This is a genomic window from Nocardia higoensis NBRC 100133 (assembly GCF_000308595.1).
GTDB classification, from domain to species: domain Bacteria; phylum Actinomycetota; class Actinomycetes; order Mycobacteriales; family Mycobacteriaceae; genus Nocardia; species Nocardia higoensis.
Window position 1 is genome coordinate 1 of sequence record NZ_BAGA01000097.1, and the last position, 23,617, is coordinate 23,617.

The 23,617-nt window shown below is 70.3% G+C and carries 22 protein-coding genes; 12 read left to right on the top strand and 10 right to left on the bottom strand.

The window, feature by feature from the left end; translation table 11 throughout:
* Positions 1 to 128: 128 nt before the first annotated feature.
* Positions 129 to 512 carry a DUF952 domain-containing protein gene (locus tag ON26_RS17455; RefSeq protein ID WP_040797247.1) on the bottom strand — a complete coding sequence of 128 codons (384 nt, stop codon included), beginning with the start codon at positions 510 to 512 and terminating at the stop codon, positions 129 to 131.
* Between the two features lie 276 nt (positions 513 to 788).
* Between ON26_RS17455 and ON26_RS34615 the strand changes: the two genes are divergently transcribed.
* Positions 789 to 983, top strand: coding sequence for a DUF7455 domain-containing protein (locus ON26_RS34615; RefSeq protein WP_040797248.1), 195 nt, complete (start codon positions 789 to 791; stop codon positions 981 to 983).
* 145 nt (positions 984 to 1,128) lie between these two features.
* On the opposite strand, the gene ON26_RS17465 is transcribed toward ON26_RS34615, so the two are convergent.
* Positions 1,129 to 1,878: a TetR/AcrR family transcriptional regulator gene (locus tag ON26_RS17465; protein WP_083884166.1), complete on the bottom strand. Its 750-nt coding sequence runs from the start codon at positions 1,876 to 1,878 to the stop codon at positions 1,129 to 1,131.
* 276 nt (positions 1,879 to 2,154) lie between these two features.
* Between ON26_RS17465 and ON26_RS17470 the strand changes: the two genes are divergently transcribed.
* Positions 2,155 to 3,876 carry a DEAD/DEAH box helicase gene (locus ON26_RS17470; RefSeq protein ID WP_040797264.1) on the top strand — a complete coding sequence of 574 codons (1,722 nt, stop codon included), beginning with the start codon at positions 2,155 to 2,157 and terminating at the stop codon, positions 3,874 to 3,876.
* Positions 3,876 to 4,427, top strand: a complete 552-nt coding sequence (locus ON26_RS17475; protein ID WP_040797249.1) for an SWIM zinc finger-containing protein — start codon at positions 3,876 to 3,878, stop codon at positions 4,425 to 4,427. Before ON26_RS17470 ends, ON26_RS17475 begins: the two co-directional genes overlap by 1 nt.
* A gap of 12 nt (positions 4,428 to 4,439) precedes the next feature.
* Here the strand turns inward: ON26_RS17475 and ON26_RS17480 are convergent, their stop codons facing one another.
* Positions 4,440 to 5,180, bottom strand: a complete 741-nt coding sequence (locus ON26_RS17480) for an SDR family NAD(P)-dependent oxidoreductase (protein WP_040797250.1) — start codon at positions 5,178 to 5,180, stop codon at positions 4,440 to 4,442.
* 108 nt (positions 5,181 to 5,288) lie between these two features.
* Between ON26_RS17480 and ON26_RS17485 the strand changes: the two genes are divergently transcribed.
* Entirely contained in the window at positions 5,289 to 5,885 is a 597-nt protein-coding gene (locus ON26_RS17485; RefSeq protein ID WP_040797251.1) for a TetR/AcrR family transcriptional regulator, read from the top strand.
* A 105-nt stretch (positions 5,886 to 5,990) separates the two neighbouring features.
* Here the strand turns inward: ON26_RS17485 and ON26_RS17490 are convergent, their stop codons facing one another.
* Entirely contained in the window at positions 5,991 to 7,730 is a 1,740-nt protein-coding gene (locus ON26_RS17490; protein ID WP_040797252.1) for a DEAD/DEAH box helicase, read from the bottom strand.
* Positions 7,731 to 7,906: 176 nt separating this feature from the next.
* Between ON26_RS17490 and ON26_RS17495 the strand changes: the two genes are divergently transcribed.
* Positions 7,907 to 9,166 (top strand): YihY/virulence factor BrkB family protein, encoded by a 1,260-nt coding sequence (locus ON26_RS17495; protein WP_083884167.1) that lies wholly within the window; start codon positions 7,907 to 7,909, stop codon positions 9,164 to 9,166.
* A gap of 16 nt (positions 9,167 to 9,182) precedes the next feature.
* Here the strand turns inward: ON26_RS17495 and ON26_RS17500 are convergent, their stop codons facing one another.
* Positions 9,183 to 9,419: a DUF3039 domain-containing protein gene (locus ON26_RS17500; RefSeq protein WP_085999033.1), complete on the bottom strand. Its 237-nt coding sequence runs from the start codon at positions 9,417 to 9,419 to the stop codon at positions 9,183 to 9,185.
* A gap of 131 nt (positions 9,420 to 9,550) precedes the next feature.
* Between ON26_RS17500 and ON26_RS17505 the strand changes: the two genes are divergently transcribed.
* The 4 genes from ON26_RS17505 to ON26_RS17520 all read left to right on the top strand — a co-directional run bounded on the left by ON26_RS17505 (position 9,551) and on the right by ON26_RS17520 (position 13,507).
* Entirely contained in the window at positions 9,551 to 9,994 is a 444-nt protein-coding gene (locus ON26_RS17505) for a DUF3099 domain-containing protein (protein ID WP_040797254.1), read from the top strand.
* Between the two features lie 15 nt (positions 9,995 to 10,009).
* The gene (locus ON26_RS17510) at positions 10,010 to 10,750 is read left to right on the top strand and encodes a VOC family protein (protein WP_040797255.1); all 741 of its coding nucleotides are present in this window, start codon (positions 10,010 to 10,012) and stop codon (positions 10,748 to 10,750) included.
* A 55-nt stretch (positions 10,751 to 10,805) separates the two neighbouring features.
* Positions 10,806 to 12,326, top strand: coding sequence for a DUF7782 domain-containing protein (locus ON26_RS17515; protein WP_174375409.1), 1,521 nt, complete (start codon positions 10,806 to 10,808; stop codon positions 12,324 to 12,326).
* 212 nt (positions 12,327 to 12,538) lie between these two features.
* Positions 12,539 to 13,507: a sigma-70 family RNA polymerase sigma factor gene (locus tag ON26_RS17520; protein WP_040797256.1), complete on the top strand. Its 969-nt coding sequence runs from the start codon at positions 12,539 to 12,541 to the stop codon at positions 13,505 to 13,507.
* Positions 13,508 to 13,609: 102 nt separating this feature from the next.
* Here ON26_RS17520 and ON26_RS17525 read toward each other — a convergent pair whose 3' ends face one another.
* From ON26_RS17525 to ON26_RS17535, 3 genes are all read right to left on the bottom strand, one after another.
* Positions 13,610 to 13,921, bottom strand: a complete 312-nt coding sequence (locus tag ON26_RS17525; RefSeq protein WP_040797257.1) for a DUF4333 domain-containing protein — start codon at positions 13,919 to 13,921, stop codon at positions 13,610 to 13,612.
* Between the two features lie 112 nt (positions 13,922 to 14,033).
* The gene (locus ON26_RS17530; protein ID WP_040797258.1) at positions 14,034 to 16,709 is read right to left on the bottom strand and encodes a bifunctional acetate--CoA ligase family protein/GNAT family N-acetyltransferase; all 2,676 of its coding nucleotides are present in this window, start codon (positions 16,707 to 16,709) and stop codon (positions 14,034 to 14,036) included.
* Complete coding sequence (locus ON26_RS17535; RefSeq protein WP_040797259.1) at positions 16,702 to 17,967, bottom strand: acetoin utilization protein AcuC; 1,266 nt, start codon at positions 17,965 to 17,967, stop codon at positions 16,702 to 16,704. Before ON26_RS17535 ends, ON26_RS17530 begins: the two co-directional genes overlap by 8 nt.
* Positions 17,968 to 18,153: 186 nt before the next feature.
* On the opposite strand from ON26_RS17535, the gene ON26_RS17540 reads away from it, so the two are divergent.
* The gene (locus ON26_RS17540; RefSeq protein WP_040797260.1) at positions 18,154 to 18,840 is read left to right on the top strand and encodes an iron-dependent transcriptional repressor DtxR; all 687 of its coding nucleotides are present in this window, start codon (positions 18,154 to 18,156) and stop codon (positions 18,838 to 18,840) included.
* A 3-nt stretch (positions 18,841 to 18,843) separates the two neighbouring features.
* Positions 18,844 to 19,824: a UDP-glucose 4-epimerase GalE gene (galE, locus tag ON26_RS17545; RefSeq protein WP_040797261.1), complete on the top strand. Its 981-nt coding sequence runs from the start codon at positions 18,844 to 18,846 to the stop codon at positions 19,822 to 19,824.
* A 13-nt stretch (positions 19,825 to 19,837) separates the two neighbouring features.
* Here galE and ON26_RS33440 read toward each other — a convergent pair whose 3' ends face one another.
* A complete protein-coding gene (locus ON26_RS33440; RefSeq protein ID WP_157171927.1) occupies positions 19,838 to 21,136 on the bottom strand; it encodes a DUF4192 domain-containing protein in 1,299 nt (432 codons plus the stop codon).
* 819 nt (positions 21,137 to 21,955) lie between these two features.
* Positions 21,956 to 22,699, bottom strand: a complete 744-nt coding sequence (locus tag ON26_RS17555; protein ID WP_040797268.1) for a hypothetical protein — start codon at positions 22,697 to 22,699, stop codon at positions 21,956 to 21,958.
* Positions 22,700 to 23,009: 310 nt separating this feature from the next.
* Here ON26_RS17555 and ON26_RS17560 point away from each other — a divergent pair.
* Positions 23,010 to 23,617: proteasome assembly chaperone family protein (locus ON26_RS17560; RefSeq protein WP_040797262.1), on the top strand; the 608-nt coding region annotated here is incomplete at its 3' end.

Here is a 23,617-nt window from a genome sequence, read left to right on the forward strand (position 1 = left end):
CCGGTCGCGACGGCACAGACGTCGGGTACGCAGTACTGGCCGACCACCGACGACGTCCGGCGGCGCGGCAAATCCTGAGCACCGGGGCGGCAACCATCCCGCGTACCACGCGGCAGCGCGCCGTCGACTCAGCAGCCGGGTCCGGCGGGGTCGGCGTCGGCGAGTGCGGCGAACGTCCCGTCCGGGCCGGGCCGGAAATCCGTCACCGCGGTGACCGCTTCCACCGGCAGCGGGCCGTAGAGGTGCGGGAAGAGCATGTCGTCGGGGTCGCCGGGCACGCCCGGCTCCCAGCGGATCGGCGCGGCGACGCGACGGGTGTCGATGTGCAGCAGGATCAGGTCGCGGCGGCCGCCGAACAGCCGGTTGGCGGGCAGATGTGCCTGGGCGGGGGCGGACAGGTGAACGAATCCGGAGGCGGCCAGCGACGGCGGGCGGTACTCCCCCGCGGCGCGCGCCCGCGTCCACTCCTCGGAACTGCAGATGTGAACCAGAGTGTGAGTGTCGTAGCGCACGGGTAGTCTCCAATCAGACCAACTGGACAGACGTCAATCACGGGGTGATCGAGGGTGTTTCGGTCAGGGGCCGAGTGTGTTCGCTCTGGGCGAAAGCCCAGGTCGTGTTAGAGAAAACACACTGAAATCCCTACGGGAACAAAGCCCGCGACGCAAACGTCTGACAGAGTAGTCATACCACTGCTGGGAAGTAGCGGTAGCGAGCTCGTGGTGAGTGACCACGAGCCCCACACCAGGTGAACGGACTGTAGTGCCGGGAGCCAGGACGGAGGAGTCATGCCAGGAACCCTGACTAGCACCCCACTGACCGCGGTCGATCGTTGCGACCGTTGCGGGGCTGCCGCCCGTGTGCGCGCAGTTCTGCCGGCCGGTGGAGAGTTGCTCTTCTGCCAGCATCACGCGAACGAGCACATGGATCGGCTGCGTGAGCTCGAGGCCGTCATCGACACGGAATCGGCTCCCGCCCCCTGACCCCGGCGTCGCGATGATTTCCCGTTCCGACGTTCTCACGTCCTGACACAACAGCATCGAACAACAGAACATCGTCTTCCCCGGCAGCGGGCGGCCCCCTCGGTCGCCCGCTGCCGGTGTTTCGGCCCTTGCCGCAATCGCCCCGCTAGCGCGGCAGGTCGGCCAGGATGCCGTCGATGAGCTTGGCCAGCCCGAAGGCATAGGCCCCATCCGGATCGGACGGCGCCTGATAGATCTCGCCGACCACTTCGCCCACCCGGGAGGCCAGCGGGAATTCCGCGACAGGCATCACCCGCGCGAGCTCCGGCCCCACCTGCTCCCACCACTGCGCGTCGCTGACCTCGCCGGTCTCCCTGGTCGCGGCGACCGCCAACCGGGCGTTGCCGGTGGCGAAATCGGTGAGCACTGCGATCACGCGGTCCATCTCGACATCGGAGAGACCGATCCCGTCGATCGCCGCCAGCTGACGCTCGTAGCGCCGCATCCGGCCGGGGCCGAGCACCAACCGCCACGGCGGCACCTCCAGCAACCAGGGGTGGGCAAGTATTTCGGCGCGGACTCCGTCGGCGATCGCGGCCATCCGATCCCGCACGGCAGCGGTGGGATCGATGCGCCGGTCCCGCTCGGCGACGGCGTCGACCATCAGCACGGTGAGCGCTTCCTTGCTGGGCACGTAGGTGTACACGCTCATCGGGCGCAGGCCGAGTTCGGCGGCGATAGCGCGGATGGAGACTTTCTCGTAGCCCGCGCGGTCGGCGAGAGCGATGGCCGCCGCGACCACCTCGTCGACGCTGACCGCGGGTTTGGGACCGCGTGCAACGGGTTTGCCGGGCAGCGAGTGCCGCCACAGCAGGGTGAGCAAACGCCGGGCCGCACCGGGGTCGTCCTCGGGCACATTCCTCCTCGTGGTCCGAAGGGCGGCAACGCCGCGAACAGGGCCGGGCCCGGAGCCGGGCACGGTTCTCCGCAAACGCTACCCAGTCGCCATCGGAGCCCGATCGTCCCGCGCCCGCGCTCCGGGAACAAAGTCCGTACGGTGTACGTTATCTCAGCGCACCATCGAACGCGACGCCCGGAGGTAGTTCTGCCCACTATCGAGGCCACCGTGCCCACCGCCCCTGCCGCCGATGCACCTGCGGAGAGCCAGGCCACCTACCTGCCCGACCGGCATCTGTTCGCCCTGTGGACCTGGTCGGGGCGCGAGCCCGGAGCGGCGCCCGGCGAAATCGGCGCCGCGGAACGCATCCCGCTGGTCGTTCCGGCAGGCGACCGGCTCGCGGTGACCGAGGTCGACTGCACGCTGATCGCCCCCGCCGATCTCGCCGGACTCGCGGCCGCCGCGGCCGCCCCGTCCGCGCTGGCCTGGCAGAGCGCGCTGCGCGGTTCCGCACCCGCGCTGCCCTTGGCCGCCCACGCGATCCCCGATGCGCTCGGCGAATCGGTTCTCGCGGCCACCACGGCCATACGGGCGCTGACCGCGACCGAGTCCGTGGCCACCGAACTCGCCGGCGCCCTGCGCGCGGATCTGCGCGGCTACCAGGCACGTGGGGTGAGCTGGCTGCGCGAGACCGTCGATGCCCACGGCGGCGCGATCCTGGCCGACGAGATGGGATTGGGAAAAACGCTGCAGGCCATCGGTTTCCTGCTCGGGCGCGCGGACGGACCGCAGCTGGTGGTCTGCCCGACCTCGCTGGTGGGCAACTGGGTGCACGAGATCGAACGGTTCGCCCCGGGGCTTCGGCCGCGCGCGTGGCGCGGCGGCGAGATCGACGGGGAGCCGGGCGGGGTCGTGGTGGCCGGTTACCCGATGTTGCGTCTGCACGGTGCCCGGCTGGCCGAGTTCCGCTGGCGCAGTGTGATCTTCGACGAGGCGCAGACACTGAAGAATCCGCGCACCCGGGTCGCCGAGGCCGCCCGGTCGCTGACCGCCGATGGGCGGGTCGCCCTCACCGGCACACCCGTGGAGAACCGGCTCGACGAGCTGTGGGCGCTGCTGCATCTGGTCGCACCGCGACTGTTCGCACACCGTACCCAGTTCCGCCGCCGCTTCGTGCGTCCCATCGAAGAGGGATCGACGAGCGCGCAGGCCCGCCTGCGCGCCGCCCTCGAGCCGGTCCTGCTGGCCAGGACGAAACGTCAGGTGGCGGCCGCGCTGCCCGCCAAGATCCGGATCGACCTGCGCTGCGATCTCACCGACGAGCAGCAACGGCTCTACGACGATCTGCTGGCCCGCGCCGTGGACGACGGGTTCGGCGACGGCGCGCAACGACAGACCCGCGTGCTGGCCGCGCTGACGACACTGAAGCAGGTCTGCAACCATCCCGGCCTGATCACCGGCGACCTCGGCGAACTCGGCGGGCGCAGCGGCAAATTCGACCTGTGCACCGATATCGTGGCCACCAATCTGGATACCGGCTCGCCTACCCTGATCTTCACGCAGTACCGGCAGACCGGGGAACTCCTCGTCCGGCATCTGGCCGAACGGTTCGGTGTCGAGGCGCCGTTCTTCCACGGCGGCCTGCACCAGGCCGAACGCGCGCGAATCGTCGCGGACTTCCAGTCCGTGGACGGCCCGCCGGTACTGGTGCTGAGCCTGCGCGCGGCAGGTACCGGCCTGACGCTGACCCGGGCGGCCGATGTCGTCCACTACGACCGCTGGTGGAATCCGGCGGTGGAGGCGCAGGCCTCCGACCGGGTACACCGGATCGGTCAGACCCGCACGGTCACCGTCACCACGCTGACCTCGAACACCACCGTGGAGGAACACATCGCGAGCATGCACGACCGCAAGTCGGTATCGACGGACCTGTCCGGCGCGTCCGCCCTGGCGGCACTGGCGAAGCTCGACGACGAGCAACTGATCGAAATTCTGCGGCGCAAGCGGGGGAACTGATGGCGGACAACGAATTCGGCTACACGGCATGGGGCATGGACTGGGTGCGCCTGGCCGAGCCGCTGCACCGCAGCCGGCCCGAACCGCTGCTGCCGCGCGCCCGCAGCATCGCGCGCAACCACGGGGTCGGCCTCGAGATCGAGGGCAGGATCGTGCGTGCCCACATCCATCGCGGCGGTCAGGCGTCGGTCGCCCATCTCGAGGTCGAGCCGATGCCGCGCACGGCCGTCGCGACGATCGCCGGGATCGTGGCCGATCCCGCACACCTCACCGACGATGTGCATCGCGCTCTGCTCGACGCGGGGGTCACCCCCGCGCCCGTCCTGACCAGCATCGACTGTTCCTGCTCCGCACGCACAGCGCACTGCCTGCACGTGTTCGCCGCGCTGTACGCCCTCGCCCGCCGCGTTGACGAGAACCCCCGGCTGGCATTGGAACTGCGCGGCTACTTCGACGCGGTCCACACCGAGGGGAACACGGACGCCCCGCCACCGCGATGGATCCCGCTGCACGCGATCGACCCGTCCGGTTACTTCGACGCGGCGCGGTGATCGACCGGCCGTTCAGGCGTTGGCGCCGCCGTCGACGGTGAGCACGGCGCCGGTGATGCCGCGGCCCGAATCACCGGCGAGAAACCCCACCACGGCGGCGATATCGGCGGCGGAACCGAACCGGCCCAGTGCGGTGCGATCGATCTGCGCGGACGCGCGCGCGCTGTCTGCGGGGTTCATGTCGGTATCGGTCGAGCCGGGCTGCACCAGGTTGACGGTGATACCGCGCGGTCCCAGTTCACGGGCGAGTGCCCTGGAGAAGCCGTTGAGGGCGGACTTGCTGAGGTTGTAGAGCGTCAGCCCGCCGAAGGGCGCGTGGTCGGTGAGATTGGTGCCGATGCTGATGATGCGCCCACCCGCACCCATATGTGTGAGCGCGGCCTGAGCGGCCACGAAGGCGGCACGCGCGTGCACGTTCAACGCCTCGTCCACCTCGTCGAGGGTGAACTCCTCGAAGGGCTTGCTCGGGAAGATGCCCGCGTTGTTGACCAGAATGTCGAGGCCGCCGAGTTCGTCGGCTGCCCGGTGCACGGCCGCGATCACCGCGGTGGCGTCTGCGCTGTCTGCGCGGATCGCTACCGCGCGCCTGTCGAGCGCGCGGATGTCGCCGACCACCGCGGCGGCGGCGGTCTCTCCGGTGCGATAGGTCACCGCGACGTCGGCGCCGTCGGCGGCCAACTGCCGGGCGATCTGTGCGCCGATTCCTCGACTACCTCCAGTGACCAGCGCCTTCTTGCCGGTGATACCCGCCATGGCAGACTCTCTCCCCTTTCTGTGTCGATCGATACATAACTATTCGACTCCCTCCCGAACCGCCCGTCAAGAGATATCTTTAGTGATCGATACAGAAAGGAGTCCGGCGTGGCCAACCGTGGACGCCCCCGCGCATTCGACCGGACCGAGGCGTTGCAGCGGGCCATGGAGGTGTTCTGGGAGCACGGCTACGAGGCCACGTCGATGAGCGATCTGACCGCCGCGATGGGCATCAACTCCCCCAGCCTGTATGCCGCCTTCGGCGACAAGGAGGCCCTGTTCCGCGCGGCGATCGAGCTGTACAGGAGCACCTTCGGCGGTTGCACCGCCCAGGCCCTGCGAGAGGAGCGAACCGCGCGCGCCGCCGTCGAGACGATGCTGCGCGACAACGCCCGCGTCTACACTCGCGCGGACGTACCTCGCGGCTGCATGGTCGTGCTCGCCGGATCGGCCTACACGACACGCAATACCGCAGTGCGCGACTTCCTCGCGGACAAACGCAGACAGACGAACGAGGACATCCGGCAGCGACTGGAACGCGGTGTCCGCGAAGGGGATCTGCCCGCCGGGACCGACACCGCCGCGCTGGCGCGTTTCTACGCCACCGTGCTCTTCGGCCTGTCCGTGCAAGCCAGGGACGGCGCGGCGTTGGAAGAACTCGACGCCGCCATCGACTGCGCGCTGACCGCCTGGCCTGTGAGCTGAGCAGCGTCGGCCCAGGTATTCATCTGCGTCACGAGCTTTCGGCGACGACCCGGTACGGCATCCCCCGTGGCTCGCGCTGCACTCGGCTGCCGTGCTGGTGGGTGATCACCGACGGCGCAGGGCCGCGATCCGTTCGTGTAGCTGGTCGGCGGAGGCAAGCGCCGTTGGCGGGCCACCGCATTCGCGGCGCAGTTCGCCGTGGATCACCCCGTGCGGTTTGCCGGTGCGGTGATGGTGCATGGCGACCAGGCTGTTGAGCTCGCGCCGCAGCTCACTCAGCCGGTCGGCGGTGGCGACGCGCTCGGTGGCCGCGGCCACGGCGGGGCCTGCCGCCGGTTGCGACGCCGACAGGGCCGAGCGTTCTGCTACCTGCTTGGACTGGCGGTCGCGTAGCAGCGCACGCATCTGGTCGGCGTCGAGCAGGCCGGGGATGCCGAGGTAGTCGGCTTCCTCGTCGCTGCCCGCGAAGGTGGCTGTGCCGAACGAGTCACCGTCGTAGATCACCTGGTCGAGTTCGGCATCGGCGGCCAAGGCGACGAACTTGCGTTCCTCCTCGCCCGGCTCGTCCTTCTGCTTCGCGGCATCGATGAGCAGTTCGTCGTCGAGACCGTTCTTCTCCCGGTGCGGTTTGCCGATGACGTGGTCGCGCTGCAATTCCAGCTGCGCGGCCAGGTCGAGCAGCACCGGCACCGAAGGCAGGAACACACTCGCCGTCTCGCCCGGCCGCCTGGCGCGCACAAACCGGCCGATCGCCTGCGCGAAGTACAGCGGCGTCGCCGCGCTGGTGGCGTAGACACCGACGGCCAGGCGCGGCACGTCGACGCCCTCGGACACCATCCGCACCGCGACCATCCACGGTGAGGTGTTGCCGCTGAACTCGGCGATGCGCTTGGACGAACTCGGGTCGTCGGACAGCACGAGGGTGGGCCTGCTACCGCTGATGTGCTCGAGCAGTTCGGCATAGTCGCGGGCGCGTTCCTGGTCGGTGGCGATCACCAGACCGCCCGCGTCGGGCATGCCGGACTCGCGCTTCTGCCGCAGCCGGATGTCGGCGGCGCGCAGAACCGCCGAGATCCAGTCGCCCGCCGGGTCGAGGGCGGTGCGCCATGCTCGCGCGGTCTGTTCGGGGCTCAGCGGCTCACCCAGGCGGGCGGAATGCTCCTCGCCGGCGCTGTCACGCCAGTGCGCGTCACCGGAGTAGGCGAGGAAGACCACCGGCCGCACGACGCCGTCGGCCAGGGCCTCGGAGTAGCCGTAGGTGTGGTCGGCGCGCGATTTCGGGAAGCCGGACTCGTCCGGCTCGTAGGTGACGAACGGGATCTGGCTGTCGTCGGAGCGGAACGGAGTACCGGTCAGCGCGAGTCTGCGGGTCGCGTCGCCGAACGCTTCGGCGGTCGCGTCGCCCCAGCTCTTGGCGTCGCCCGCGTGATGGATCTCGTCGAGGATCACCAGGGTGCGGCGGTTCTCGGTACGGACCCGGTGCCGGGCGGGGTGGGCGGCGACCTGGGCGTAGGTGACCACGACACCGTGATAGTCGCCGGAGGTGCCGCCGGTGGAGTTGGAGAAGCGCGAGTCGAGCTGGATTCCGCTGCGCGCCGCCGAGGCCGCCCACTGGTGCTTGAGATGCTCGGTGGGTGCCACCACGGTGATCTGGTCCACCGTGCGATCTGCCAGCAATTCCGCGGCGACCCGCAGCGCGAAGGTGGTCTTACCGGCCCCGGGGGTGGCCACCGCGAGGAAGTCGCGGGGCTTGGAGGCCAGGTACTTGGTCAGGGCTCGTCGCTGCCATGCGCGGAGGGAGCCGCCACCCGAATTCCTCGCCGCGCTACCTTCCGAACCTGTCACGCCAACGACAGTAGCGGCCCGTGGCGGCGACTCGCCAAACCGACTCGGCGGCGTCACAGCGATTCTTCGGGGGCTGCGACGAGGGTCACAAAGGGGCGCGGACGGCGGGCCTTCCACCGACACGGCACCGCCGTGGCCCGGCGGCGCGGCGCCGAGTGCGGGATGCTGTAAGCACCATGAACGACCACAGCCCGCTGTCGGACGCCACCGCCGCGACCCCCGAGGTCCACGGCGGCGGCGCGGGCGCACCCACCCCGGGAGCCGGACGCGTCGGGGCACGACTACGGCATGCGGGCAGGCAGACGCGGCGGGTCGCGATCCGGGTGGCGATCAGGGCATGGGGCGATTCGATCTTCGCCAAGGCGGCGACAGCGGCGTTCTGGCAAACGCTCTCGCTCGCCCCGCTGCTGCTGGGACTGCTCGGCAGCCTCGGCTATGTGGGCGGCTGGTTCGGGCCCGACACCGTCGAAATCGTCGAATCGAAGATCCTGACCTTCAGCCGGGAGTTGTTCAGCGAATCGGTGGTGACCGAACTCATCCAGCCGACTGTGACCGATGTGCTCGGGCAGGGCCGCGGCGCGGTGGTCTCGTTCGGCTTCGTGCTGTCGCTGTGGGCTGGCTCGTCGGCGATGGCGACATTCGTCGACGCCATCGTGGAGGCCCACGACCAGCAGGACGCCAGACATCCGGTGTGGCAGCGGGTGTACGCGCTGCTGCTGTACGTGCAGTTCCTGATCGCCTCGGTGTTCATCCTGCCGCTGGTGGCGCTGGGTCCCCAGCTGATCGGGCGGATCCTGCCCGGGGCGTGGCGCGAGCCGGGACTCCGGCTGATCGACTCGTTCTACTATCCGGCGGTCGGCCTGTTGCTGATCGTGGGACTCACCACGTTGTACAAGTCGGCGCTGCACAAGTCGCTGCCGTGGCACCGCCTCTTCGGCGGCGCGCTGGTGGCGGGCGTGTTCTTCATGACCGCCAGCGAGATTCTGCGACGCTATCTGTCCTGGATCACCGGGACGGGCGTCAGCTACGGCGCGCTGGCCACCCCCATCGCCTTCCTGCTGTTCACGTTCTTCCTGGGCTTCGCGGTGGTGCTCGGCGCGGAATTCAACGCCACCGTCCAGGAGTTCTGGCCTGCGCGCGCCACCCGTCTGGAGCAGATGAAGGAGTGGCTCAGCAATCAGGTGCGCGGAGACAGCGGACCGACACAGGACGAACGCGGCTGGGGGATTCCGAGTGACACCGGGACACCGGGCGACACGGACACCGTGGGGCCGGTCCGCGACGACGGTGACGGACATGCCGACGGCGACCCGGACGACAACGCGCCGAACGCGTCGAACGGCCGGCCTTCGGCGGTGATCACCGCGAGGACGCCGGCCGAAATACCCGCCGCCACGTCGGGCGACGAGCCGACGAGGCTGCACAGCGCGGGCTGAGGGGCCCGCGCAGGTGTCATTCGCCCTTGCGCAGGGTCTCGTAGACCTTCTTGCAGTCGGGGCAGACCGGGGAGCCGGGCTTCGGCGAGCGGGTCACCGGGAAGACCTCACCGCACAGGGCCACCACCATGGTGCCCATGACAGCGCTCTCGGCGATCTTGTTCTTCTTCACGTAGTGGAAGAACTTGGGGACATCGTCGCCCGTCGTCTCGTCGGTGGTCGTATCCGGGCGAACCAGGGTATCGGTACTCACGGCTTCCATGATGCCGCATGGCCGGGCGCCCGGCACAGCGCCGTCGCGGCACGGCGCCGCGAACGGCCCTGTGCGCAGCGATCCCACCTCGGGGTATGCGCCCGGAACGCCGGAGTGCAAGACTCGTAGGTATGCAGCAGCACGGCGACGCCCCTGACGCCGACGGCGGCCGCGGCGATCGTCGCGAAACCCCGGCGGACTCCTCCCGGTCCAAGGACTCCTCCCGCTCCAAGGGGTACTTCCCGAAAGGCGACTTTCCGGGCAACGAACACCGCCGTGCCGCGCTCATCACCGAGGCCGCCCCGTCACTGGACGACCAGCATCGGGCGCGCGTGCGCCGCTACACGATCCTGATGGCGATCCGCATTCCCGCGCTGATCCTGGCCGCGGTCGCGTACAGCATGTGGGGTAGCGCACTGATCTCGATGCTGATCATCGGCGCCTCCATTCCGCTGCCCTGGGTGGCGGTGCTCATCGCCAACGACCGCCCGCCGCGCCGCCACGACGAGCCGAGCCGCTGGGACCGGCCGCAGAGGGCGCTCGAGGGCCGCTCGCACAACGCCATCGACGGCTGAGGGCGGACGACACGCATGATCCGTTGGGCCTGGGCGTTCATCGATCGCCCCGTGGATCGTTTCGAGTCCTGTGCGCGCTTCTGGTCCACGATCACCGGCACCACGCCCTCGCCCCGGCGTGGTGAGCACGCCGAATTCCTCACCCTGCTGCCCGATGGGGCCCGCGGCGCGAGCGCGTCGATCAAGATGCAGGCCGTCGGCGGCCCCGGTGGCACCCACCTGGACCTCGACGTCGATGACATCCCGGCCACGCAACGCACAGCCCTGGACCTCGGCGCCTCCCTCGTCAGCGAGCACCGCGACTACACCGTCCTGCGCTCACCCGGTGGGCTGCTGTTCTGCCTCACCCCCGCCGCGCCCGGGACCGGCAGGCCCGCCGTCGCGTTCGACGCCCCCGACGGCACCCGCTCCCGGCTGGACCAGATCTGCCTCGACATCGGCACGAGCGATCACCCCGCGGAAAGCGCCTTCTGGCGCGAGCTGACCGGTTGGGAACACACCGCGGGCAGGCGGGCGGAATTCTCCCGCCTGCGCGCCACCACCCCCATGCCGCTGGCCCTGCTGGTGCAGCGGCTCGACGAGGACCGCCCGACCGGCGCGCACATCGACCTGTCCTCCGGCGACATCGAGGCGACCGCAACGTGGCACGAATCTCTCGGCGCCCGGGTGGTCGCCCGCTTCGAGCACTGGATCGTGCTGCACGACCCGGCGGGCGTGGCCTACTGCGTGACCGCTCGCGACCCGGACGGTATCTGAGCGTCGCACCGGCCCCTTCCCGCTGTGCCGGCGCGCCGGTGGCAGAGTTGGCGCTGTGCACACCGACCGAACGATCACCGGTTCCCCACTCACCGCTCTGTGCCCGGACCTGCGCTCCGCGCTGACCCGGGTGGGCTACGACGCCGACACGCTGCTGGAGGTGCTCGGCCCCGAGGTGCACGCCGCGCTCGGGCGCTCCGAGCCGGTGCCGGTTCGCCGCGCGGCCCGCGAGGCCGGTGAACTCGGCACCGTCATCAGGTTGCTGTTGCTCGGCGATGCCCTACCAGCGCGCGAGGTCGCCGCCGCGCTGGCCCCGCTCGACCTCGATCGCGCAGTGGCCGCCGGGCTGCTCGCGCGTGACGGCGACGAAATCGTGGCCGCGCTGGATCTGCGGCCGCTGGACGCCGGGGCGGGCAACCGCTGGGTCCTGTCCGACCTGGATGATTCGATGCGCAGGCGCACCCTGACCGAGGATCATGTGCTCGGCGTCGGCCACGCCTCGCTGTCGCTGCTGCGCGCCACCCCTACTCGACCGGTGGGATCGGTGCTCGACCTGGGCACGGGCTGCGGTGTACAGGCGGTGCACGCCGCCTCCTACGCGGGCACGGTCACCGGCACCGACGTGAATCCGCGCGCGCTGTGGCTGGCCGAGGCCACCGCGGCGCTCAACGGGCTCGACATCGAGCTGCTGCGCGGATCGTGGTTCGAACCGGTCGCCGGCCGCCGATTCGATCAGGTGGTCGCCAATCCGCCGTTCGTCGTCGGTCCCGCCCGCGTCGAGCACACCTACCGCGACTCGGGACTGGCCCTCGACGGCGCCAGCGAACTGGTGATCTCCCGGGCGGCGGACCTGCTCGCGACGGGCGGCACCGCGGCGATGTTGTCGGCCTGGGTGCACGCCGACGGGGAGGACTGGCGTTCGCGGGTCGCGTCCTGGCTGCCCGATCACGGTGTCGACGCCTGGATCGTGCAGCGCGATGTCGCCGATCCCGCCCTCTATGTCGGCACCTGGCTGCGCGACGCGGGCCTCGATCCGCGCGATCCGGCCGCACAGGCCCGCGCCGAGCAGTGGCTCGATGCCTTCACCGCCGCCGATGTCGAGGGCATCGGCTTCGGTTTCGTCTACCTGCGCGCCATCGACGGCCCCACCGAACTGCTCGCCGAAGACCTCACCCACGGATTCGACGACCCGCTGGGCGACGAGGCCATCCGCTACTTCGAGCGGTCGGCCTGGCTGCGCGCGGTCGCCGCCGACCCGGACGTGGCCTGGTCCGCGCGCTTCGCGATCGACCCGAACACCGCGCTGGAGCGGGTCAGCCTGCCGGGTGAGCAAGGCTGGCACGAACGAGTCGCCCGGCTGCACCGCGGCGACGGCCCGCGCTGGCAGCACGAGGTGGACGAGGCCACTGTCTCCCTGGTCGCGGGAATGCGGCCGGACGGCCTGCCGTTGTACGACCTGGTCGAACTCCTCGCCCTCGCCGGCGGTTCGGAGGAGGTGTCCGCGGAGTTCGCGGCCGATGCGTTGTCCGTGGTCAGCGGCCTCGTGCGGCACGGTCTCATCCGCCCGGTCTCCTGAAATCCGGGGCGTGTGCCCGAGCCTGTCGCGGCCCGCGGACGTCGGCGTAGGTACCGGACTCCGGCATGCGTTCCCGAAGGACCGTTCTCAGGAACTTCTCAGATGATCTGCGCAAACACGCAGCTCAGAGCTGTTTATCACACCGGGAGCGGGGAACTTTCTCCTTGTCGGGTCCGTTGATCGGATGAGACACCACCGACAGGAGGCAAGTCATGACAAGCCCCGCCACCACTCGTGTGCGCCCCAGCGATTCCGACCTCGACGCCCAGAGCCCTGCCGCCGACCTGGTACGCGTGTACCTCAACGGGATCGGCCGCACCGCGCTGCTGACGGCTGCCGACGAGGTCGAGCTGGCCAAGCGCATCGAGGCGGGCCTCTATGCTCAGCACCTGCTGGAGACGGGTAAGCGCCTTTCGGCCGCGAAGAAGAAGGATCTCGCCTTCCTCGTGCGCGACGGCCAGGCGGCCCGCTCGCATCTGCTCGAAGCCAACCTGCGGCTCGTAGTCTCCCTCGCCAAGCGTTACACCGGCCGCGGCATGCCGCTGCTCGACCTGATCCAGGAGGGCAACCTCGGCCTGATCAGGGCGATGGAGAAGTTCGACTACGCCAAGGGCTTCAAGTTCTCGACCTATGCGACCTGGTGGATCCGCCAGGCGATCACTCGCGGCATGGCCGATCAGAGCCGGACGATCCGACTCCCGGTCCATCTCGTCGAGCAGGTCAACAAGCTCGCGCGGATCAAGCGGGAACTTCACCAGCAGCTGGGCCGGGAGGCCACCGACGCCGAACTGGCCGCCGAATCGGGCATTCCGGTGGAGAAGATCGCCGACCTGCTCGACCACAGCCGCGATCCGGTGAGCCTGGATATGCCGGTCGGCAACGACGAAGAGGCTCCGCTCGGCGACTTCATCGAGGATTCCGAGGCCACCTCGGCCGAGTCCGCGGTGATCGCCGGCCTGCTGCACCACGACGTGCGCAGCGTGCTCGCCACCCTCGACGAGCGTGAGCAGCAGGTCATCCGGTTGCGCTTCGGCCTCGACGACGGCCAGCCGCGCACCCTCGACCAGATCGGCAAGCTGTTCGGTCTCTCGCGCGAACGGGTGCGTCAGATCGAGCGTGAGGTCATGGCCAAGCTGCGCAAGGGCGAGCGGGCCGACCGGCTGCGCGCCTACGCCAGCTGACCCGCGGCAGCACCGATACCGAACCGCGAATGCCTGGCCGCTCCACAGGAGCGGCCAGGCATTCGCTTGTACGTCGCCGACGCTGATCGGCAGCCCCGCCGATCAGGCCGCGTCGACCTCGACGTCGTAGTTGACCTTGTCGTCCTCGACGGAGGTGACGGTGACGGTCAGGTTGTGGGTGACGCCGTCCGCGGTCAGGGTGCACTCCAGGACGGCACCGACCTCGCCCTCCAGGTCGTCGGGGCAGTCGACTTCGTCGGGCTCCTGCCCGACCTGGTCGGCCAGTGTCTGGGCAACGGAGCGCTCCAGGTCGGCCTCCTTCACCGTGGGCGTGCTCGAGCCGATGTTCACCGAGCACCCTGCCACGGTGAGACAGGCGAGCGCGATCATTCCGGCGAGGCGGCGGGCATTCATAGGTACGACCTTCCTGGCGGGAGCGCGCGCCCGCAGCGGGCACGCGTCGAGTCCTACCGTAAATCGAGTTGTGCCCCAGCGCTGTTAACGCGGGGCGAACCCGATCGAGCCGTTACGCCAGTCTGCGCGGTCCCTCGTCGAAACGGCTCGGCTCGGGCCCGATCCGCCCGCGCGCGTAGAGGATCGAAGCCGAGCTCGGCGATGCCAGCACCGGATCGAAGGCGAGTTCGCGCATTTCGGGCAGGTCGTCGAAGAGTGCCGAAATACGTTGCGCCAGTTCGACCAGCGCCGCCTTGTCCACGCGCGGGCTGGCCGGAGTGCCGGACAGCAGCGGCGCGGCGCGCGGCGCATCGATCAACGCGGCGGCCTCGGACTCGGTGAGCGGCAGCGCGCGATAGGCCCGGTCGCCCAGCATTTCGATGATGAGCCCGGACAATCCGAATTCGATCACCGACCCGAACGACGGATCGTCCTGCACCCGCAGGATGCAGCCGACGCCCTTGGTCGCCATCCGCTGGATGTGCAGCACCGGATCCCCGCACATCCGGACCAGATCGAGATAGGCCTGACGCACCGCCTCCGGACGCCACAGGTCGAGCCGCACACCGCTGAGATCGGCGCGCTTGCGCCATATTTCACCGGTCGCCTTGGCCGCCACCGGATAGCCGAGTTCCTCGGCCGCGGCCACCGCCTCGTCGGCGTCGCGCACCTCACGGAACTCGACGATCCGAATGCCGTAGCAGTCCAGCAGTTCCACGACCTCGAGATCGGTGAGCCTGCGCCCGCCCGATTCGGCCATCCACTTCGTCACCAGAGCCGCGGCGCGCTCGGCGTCGATCCCGTCCGGCCGGACCACGGTCGAGACGGGACGGTCGCGCCACCGGGCGTAGCGGTGCACCCGGGCCAGTGCGCGGGCGGCGCGTTCGGGATCGGGATAGGAGGGGATCGACCCGCGCACCGCCATGCCGTTGCGGCCCCGGACCGACAGCAGGTTCGGCAGGCCCTGTTCGGCGATGAACGTCGTGAGGATCGGCTTGCCCGCCTCCGGCACCGCCGCCGAGGCCGACCGGATGGCCTCGGCGAAACCGGCCATCGGGACGGGCACCGGCGGTGCGAACACCACGATCAGCGCGTCGCAGGCATCGTCCTGCAACGCCTCGGCCACCGCGTCGAGGTAGGCGCCAGGGGTGGCGTGCGGTCCCACGTTCACCGGCTCGGCGACCTCGAGTCCCTCGCCCCGTGCGGCATCGACAGCCAGCCAGCTCAACGCCGTGCTGTTGGAGATCACCGCCAGGCGTGGGCCACGGGGCAGCGGTTGATAGCCGAGCATCGCCGCGCAGTCGAACAATTCGGAGATGGAATCGACCTGCACGATGCCGGCCTGGGCGAACAGATCACGCACGATGGACCGGTCGATGTCACCGCCGGGCCTGGTGCGCACCGAACGGCCGCTGCTCACCGCGACGATGGGCTTGGTGCGCGCGACCCGACGTGCGATCCGGGAGAACTTGCGTGGATTGCCGAAGCTCTCCAGATACAGCAGCACCACATCGGTGGCCGCATCGGTGTCCCAGTACTGCAACAGATCGTTGCCGGACACATCGGCGCGATTGCCCGCCGAGACGAACGTCGACAACCCCAGATTCCGCGCCGCGGCCTCACCGAGAATGGCCGCGCCCAGCGGCCCGGACTGGCAGAAGAAGCCGATGCGCCCACGCGCGGGCAGCACCGTGGCCAGCGTCGCGTTCATCGCGACCTCCGGATCGTTGTTGGCGATGCCCAGCGCGCTCGGCCCGACCACTCGCATGCCGTGCCCGCGCGCGGCGGCCACGAGTTCACGTTCGGCCGCCATACCGTCGGGACCGGTCTCGGCGAACCCGGCGGTCAGCACCACCAGTCCCTTCACTCCCTTGGCCAGACAGTCGTCGAGCACCGAGTCGATCTCACCGGCGGGCACCGCGACCACCGCGAGATCCACCTCGTCGGGGATCTCGCGCACCGTGGCGTAGGCCCGGACACCCCGCACCGACCTGCGGTTCGGGTTCACCGGGTACACCGGCCCCTGAAAAGTGGCCGACAGCAGGTTGGCCAGCACCGCGCCGCCGACCCGCCCGGTACCCGGCGTCGCGCCGATCACCGCGATCGACTTCGGTGCGAGCAGATTGCCGACGCTGCGCGCCTCGGAGGCCCGCTCGCGCGCATCGCGCACCGAGACCAGCGCCTCGGTCGGGTCGATGGCGAACTCGAGATGCAGGACGGTGCCGTCCCGGCTGCGTTCGACCTGGTAGCCGGCCTCCCGGAAGACGGTGACCATGGCGATGTTCTCGGCGAGTACCTCGGCGACGAAGGTCTGGATCCGGTTCTCGGCCGCCGCACCTGCCAGGTGCTCGAGCAGGATCGAGCCCAGACCGCGGCCCTGATGCGCGTCGGCGACCACGAATGCCACCTCGGCAGCGCGCGGCCCCGGCCGATCGATGAGTTCGTAGCGTCCGACCGCGATGATCGCGTCGCCCAGTTCGGCCACCAGCCCCACCCGGTCCCGGTAGTCGACGTGGGTGGTCCGGTGCAGGTCCTTCGGCGAAATGCGCGGATACGGGCCGAAATAACGCAGGTAGCGGGTGCGGTCGGACAGGGCGGTGTGGAATGCCTGCATGCCCTCGGCGTCCTCGGGGACGATCGGCCGCAGCCGGACGACGCGGCCGTCGGAGGCCAGGACATCGGCGAACCAGTGTTGTGGCGGCGTGGGCGCCTGTTCTTCGATGGTGGTACCGAGGGTGCGGTCAGTCACGGGGATCCTCCGGGTCCAGTCCGAGGAGGCCGAAACTCGCCCGGCGCGTGGCGAGTACGGCCGAGTCCACCGAACGCTGTGCACGGTCGAACCGCGGGTCGCCGGTCTCGACGGTGCCGCCCGGACCGTCCCACGGACGGAATCCCCCGTCCCCACCGTCGCCCATCGTGGCAGGCGGCTCGACCGCGGGCGCGGCGGCGCGCACCAGTTCGGTCCAGGCGTCCGGAATCGGCGTCGCCGGCTCCACATCCCGGCCCAGCGCCGCGGCCAGCATGTGCGTCCACGCGCGCGGCACCACCCGCACGAGCCCGTATCCACCGCCGCCGAGTGCCAGCCAGCGGCCCTCGGCATAGCGGTCGGCCAATTCGCGCATCGCCAGGATCGCCGCGCGCTGGCCGTCCACAGTCAGTTCGAGATCGGCCAGCGGGTCCTCCCGATGGGTGTCCACGCCACACTGGCTGACGATGATCTGCGGACGGAACGCCGCGATCGCGCCGGGCACGACCGCATGGAACCCGCGCAGCCACTGCGCGTCCCTGGTGCCGGGCAGCAGTGCCAAGTTGACGGCGGTGCCCTCGGCCGCGCCGAGCCCCGCCTCGTCGGGCCAGCCGGTGTTGGGCCACAGGGTGGCCGGATGCTGGTGGATGGAAATCGTCAGCACGCGCGGATCGGTGTAGAACGCGCGCTGTACACCGTCACCGTGGTGGACGTCGATGTCGATGTAGGCGATGCGGTCGTATCCGTGATCGAGCAACCACGAGATGGCCACCGCAGCATCGTTGTAGATGCAGAAGCCCGCCGCCGAGGACGGCATCGCGTGATGCATGCCACCGCCGATGCTCACCGCGCGGCGGGTGCGTCCCTCGGCGATCTCCCTGGCGGCAGCCAGTGTGCCGCCCACGATGACCGAGGCCGCCTCGTGCATGCCGGGAAACACCGGGTTGTCCGCCGAACCGAGCCCGTAGGGCGGCGAGACGGGCTCCCCCGGCGGCTGGACCGCGTGCTGCACGGCTTCGATGTAGTCGGCGGTGTGGATGCGCAACAGTTCCTGCCGCCCGCACTCGGCGGGCGCGAGGGTCTCCACGCCGTCGAGCAGCCCCAGGCTGCGGGCCAGCGCCATGGTCAGCTTCAGACGCGCCGGCTTCATGGGGTGCTGCGGCGTCCATGTGTAGTCCAGGAACCGGTCCGACCAGACGACTGTGCCCGCGTCTGTCGGTGCGGTGGGCCCGGGCGGCGGCGCCGAGGATGCAGTGGCCATGGTCGCAACGGTACGCGGGAAGGCACGGACCCCGTTCGCCGTTGTCATGCAGTAGAAATATGGCGTGAGCGCACGCCCCCGGCAGGCCGTGTGCCGACGAGGTCCCGTTGCGGCGTGTTCGAATGAACCGGTAACCGTGTGTACCGCCGTGCCTGGGTAGAATTCGCGTAGACGAAGGGGTAACTGGTGAAGGATCTGGTCGACACCACGGAGATGTATCTCCGTACCATCTACGACCTCGAGGAGGAAGGCGTCGTGCCGCTGCGGGCGCGCATTGCCGAGCGCCTCGAGCAGAGCGGTCCGACCGTCAGCCAGACCGTGGCGCGGATGGAGCGCGACGGGCTCCTGCTCGTGGCCGGCGACCGGCATCTGGAGCTGACCGACAAGGGCCGCAGCATGGCGGTCGCGGTGATGCGCAAGCACCGCCTCGCCGAGCGCTTGCTGGTCGACATCATCGGCCTGGACTGGCAGAACGTCCACGCCGAGGCCTGCCGCTGGGAACATGTGATGAGCGAGGACGTCGAACGCCGCCTCGTCGAGGTGCTCAACCACCCCACCACATCCCCGTACGGAAACCCGATCCCCGGTCTCGACGAACTCGGCATCGCCGCGCCCCACAACCACGACGAGCAGCTGATCCGGCTCTCCGATCTGCCGCACGGCCTCGGCCAGGCGGTGGTCGTCCGCCGGCTCGCCGAGCACATCCAGAACGACCCGGAAGTGATCGGCCGGCTGCGTGAGGCGGGTGTGGTTCCCGACGCCAGGGTGACCGTGGAGTCCAAGCCCGGCGCGGTGATCATCACCGTGCCCGGTCACAGCGAGTTCGAACTGTCCGACGAGATGGCGCACGCCGTCCAGGTGAAGCTGGCCTGATACATGAAACTTCTCGTGACGGGTGGCGCCGGATACGTCGGCGGCGTCTGCGCCCAGGTACTGCTGGAGAGCGGCCACGAGGTCGTGGTCGTCGACGACCTGTCGACCGGGAACGCCGACGGCGTGCCCGCGGCCGCGCGCTTCGTCGAAGGTGATGTGGCCGAAGCGGCCGCCGATCTGCTCGACGCCGAAACGTTCGACGGCGTGCTGCATTTCGCGGCGCAATCGCTGGTCGGTGAGTCGGTGCAGCGCCCCGAGCAGTACTGGCACGGCAATGTGGTGACCACCCTGTCGCTGCTCGAGACGATTCGCCGCACCGGTACTCCGCGCCTGGTGTTCTCCTCGACCGCCGCGGTGTACGGCGAGCCCGAGCAGGTACCGATCACCGAGGACGCCCCCACTCGCCCCACGAATCCTTACGGTGCGACGAAACTCGCGATCGACCACGCCATCACCTCCTACGCCGTCGCGCACGGGCTGGCCGCGACCAGCCTGCGCTATTTCAATGTCGCCGGCGCCTACGCCGGTCTCGGCGAGAACCGGGTGGTGGAAACCCATCTCATCCCCTTGGTGCTGCAGGTGGCCCTCGGCCACCGTCCCGCCATCTCGGTGTTCGGCACCGACTGGCCGACTCCCGACGGCACCGCGATCCGCGACTACATCCACATCCGTGATCTGGCCGAGGCGCATCAGCTGGCCCTGACCAGCTCCGAGCCCGGCTCGCATCGCATCTACAACCTGGGCAGCGGCACGGGCTTCTCGGTGCGCGAGGTCATTTCGGCGTGCGAACGGGTCACCGGCCTGCCGATTGCCGCACAGGACGCACCGCGCCGAGCCGGCGATCCGGCGGTGCTCATCGCCTCCAGCGAGCGCGCGATCACCGAGCTCGGCTGGAAGCCCCAGCACACCGATCTCGACGAGATCGTCTCCGACGCCTGGGACTTCCTGCGTTCCCTGGGTTCCCGCGCGCACAGCGCCCGCTGACCCGCCGGGGCGCTCATCTGGTCATGGGTCCCAGATCGACGCCGAGGCAGGCGGCCGTGTCGTAACCGCTGCGCGCCAGTCTGCGCAGGTGACTCGGCCGCATTCCGGCCCGCAGTGCGGTGTCGAGCAGCACGGCCAGCGAGTGCGTCGGATCGGCGTGCAGCGCCGCCTCGATCGCGATGCCCGCGAAGGGGCCGTCGCCGCGCACATAGGCGCTGTAGGCCACCAAGGTGGCCGGATCGGCGCGGTCGGGGCCGGTGCAGGCGCGGGCCAGCTGAATCCACAGTCGTTCCGCCGCGTCCGCGTGGTCGCCGACGGCCAGCCCGAACAGCGCGTCGCGAACCGCTCGTTCGCGCAGTGTGACGATCCCGGCGGCCACTTCCTCCACGTCGAGGATCGCCCCCGACTCCATCGCGGCGATCTGCGTCAGCACGAATTCCAGCGAGCGCCTGCGGTATCCGAGTACATCGCCACGGCGCAACGCCCGGACGAATCCCGACCGTGCCCGGCCGGCGACCGCGCCGATCCGCTCGGCTACCTGCTCGCGCAGCGTTTCGTCGGGCGCGAGCAAGGCGACCAGTTCGCCACGGGAGGGCAGGATCGGCCTGCCCTCCAGCACGTTCGCGACCGCCACCGCCGACGCCGAGGGATCGGGCATCCGGTCCAGGCGAGGCGAACCCAGCAGCGTCCACCAGGGCATCCCGGCCGCAATGCCCGGGGTCGCCCACGCCCCGTCGATACGCAGTCCTTCGCGTTCGAAGCGCCGAACCACCCGGCTCATCAGCCGCTCGGCGGAGAAGCCCACGGTGGCGCCCTGCCCGCCCGGTGTGATGAGCCGATCGTCGACCATCACCACGAGCACGTCCCGGCTCTGCGAGGACGAGGCGACGTTCGCCGTGCACTTCGCGTACATCGCGGCGGCCGCGGCGGCCCTGTCCTTGTCCGGCTCGAGGTCGAACCTGACCACCGAGAGGATCTCGGCGACCCCGTCCAGCCTCGCCTGCGGCCCGAGAACCGCGACCACGAGCGAGCGTTGCGGGAAGAAGCCGACCAGGGCGGGCAGCGCCGCGATCAACTCCCCCACCTCGTCGAGCCGCAGCCGCCGGGTGTGATCGGCGGGCCCGAAGCGCGGCGCCGCCTCCGCGCATTCGGTGGTGACGTCGACCGGCGGCGGCAACGCTACGCCGGCCAGCGGGTCCGGCGCCGAGCCTCCGGTCTGCGACTCGGCCCACCACGGAGTCGGAGGTGTGAGCCGCTCCTCGTCGGGCAGCCCGCCGGGTCGGTCGTCCGGATGATCCGCCGCCGGAGACATACCACCGGACGGCGGCCGCACCGGCTCGCGTGGCTCGCCGGACCCACCCGCCACCACACCGGGGGCGTCCTCCGATCGCGGCCGACGCGAGGACACCACCGTGGGCCGCACGCAGACGCCGCCCCGCAGACCGGCAGCACGTGGGCCGCGCGCGGGGTTTCCGTTCGCGGCGGGCATCGGAGCCGGGCGGTTGCGAGCCACCCCGTCGCCCGGTCGCCCCGTTATGGGAGTCGTGCTCGGTTCCTGCGTCTCGGAACCACCGATCTCGGACCCACCGATCCGCGGTCGCGACCTCGGGAGCGCCGGATTGCCCGCATCGGCGCTGTCGGTGGAGCGGCGCGTGGCGAGGTCCCCGCGGCGGAGCGACGCCGAGGAGACGGCCGGTCCGGTTCCGGCGACCGAACCTGTCGCGGGCAGTCCATCGGCGTGCTCGCGGCGCTCGCGGGCATCGGGCTCGTTCGCCGCCGAAACCGGCTCGCCCGCGACCGACGGCGCTTCCATCGGGAAGGCCCCTCCCCGCGCGGGCCGGGCATCTGCCGTCACGTCCGGGGATGCGGGCGCCTCGCCCGCGGGGAAAGGAACAGGACCGCGGGAGGCGCCCGTCGGCCTCGGCGCACCGGCACACGGGACCGCGCGCCCCGCGTTCGGCGGCAAGGAGCCGGTCGGCGAACCGGCGTCACCGGAAGGATCGAGTGGTGTGGTGGTCATGACGGCGAGAATGCCCGCACACCGAGCCCCGCCTGTCCCGGCGACCTGGGCTTTCGCCGAGTCTGTGGACAACCCCGGTGCTGTGGATATCCGGTCGGCCGAGAGCTCCTGCTAGGCGGCTGCCACTTTGCCCACGGCCGTGGCGAACAGTTCTTCCAGCGCCGCGTCGTCCTGCGGCCCCTCGCCGAAGATCATATAGGTGACCAGCACTCGCACGTCGCCGACCTGGGCGACGTGTGTGCGCATCCGCTGCGTGAGGCCCACCCCGCCGACATCGGGTGCCACGACGCGGCGCAGCGACAGCGAGTCGTCGGCGTCGACGGCCGGAGCCGCGTCGGGGGTCGTGGTGACGGTGGTCGTCGGACCGACCCCCGTCACGCGGATCTCCCCGCACCGGCGCAGCTGCTCTGCCAGCGAAGACAGCGGGATCCGGGTGCGCACCAACTCGACGGTGAGCGTCGCGCGATTCTCCTCGGAGGTGCCGACCGCCACCGCGGTGTGGTCGGGGCCGTACTGCTGTTCCGGCGGCGCGCAGTCCGCGGGATCCACCTGGGCACCGCGCGCGACGCCGTCGAGATCGCCCGCCGCCTGAGCGGCCGCGTCCGGAGGCAGCACCACGGCCGGATAGCGCTCCGGGAACTGTGCCGGATCGGGCAACAGAGTGACCAGCTGTGCGTCCACGCGCTCACCGATCGTGGCGCGCTGGACGGCCACCGGCGCGCCGTCGATGGTGGCGCCGCATCCCGTCAGGCCCGCCGCGCAGGCCGACATCAGGCAGGCCGACAGCACGCGGGCGCGGATCAGCCGCACCGACGACCTACCACGACCTCGAGCGGGACGATTGCGACGCACCATGATCACCTGCCCACTGTGCCGCACCCCCGCGCACGCCCGGCGATGCCACGCCGACCGGCGCACGCACCGAGCGGGCGACACCGCGGTTTGCACACCGTGGCCCCGATCCGGTATTCACCCCTACCGGGGAATCGGCGGGAATGCCCGGTCCGACGCCGACGTTGGTAACTCCAGGGTCGCGGTCCCGATCGCGTTCGGTGCGTGTCACCGCGATGAGGGACAATGGACACCGGTTCCCCGCCACGCCATCCGGGTACGGCAGGACCGCCCGGGTAACCGTGGTGAAGGAACGTGCAGGAAGGAGTACGCGATGGATTACGAGTCGCGAATGTACGAGCTGGAGTTTCCCGCTCCGCAGCTGTCGTCCGCCGACGGTTCGGGCCCGGTTCTCGTGCACGGGCTCGAGGGGTTCACCGACGCGGGTCATGCCGTGCGCCTGGCGACCACGCACCTGCGCGAGAGCCTGGAGAGCGAGTTGGTCGCCTCGTTCGACGTGGACGAGCTGCTCGACTACCGCTCACGCAGGCCGCTGATGACCTTCAAGAACGATCACTTCTCCGATTACGCCGAACCGGAATTGAACCTGTGGGCGCTGCGCGACACCGCGGGCACGCCGTTCCTGCTGCTCAGCGGACTGGAGCCGGATCTGCGTTGGGAGAAGTTCACCACGGCGGTCCGGCTGCTCGCCGAACAGCTCGGGGTGCGCCGCAGCATCGGCCTGAGCGCGATTCCGATGGCCATCCCGCACACCCGTCCGCTCAGTGTCACCGCGCACGCGTCCGACAGCGCGCTGATCGGCGACCACCAGCGCTGGCCGGGTGAGCTGCAGGTGCCCGGCAGCGCGTCCTCGCTGCTGGAGTACCGCTTGGCCCAGCACGGCCACGAATCGCTCGGCTTCTCCGTGCACGTGCCGCACTA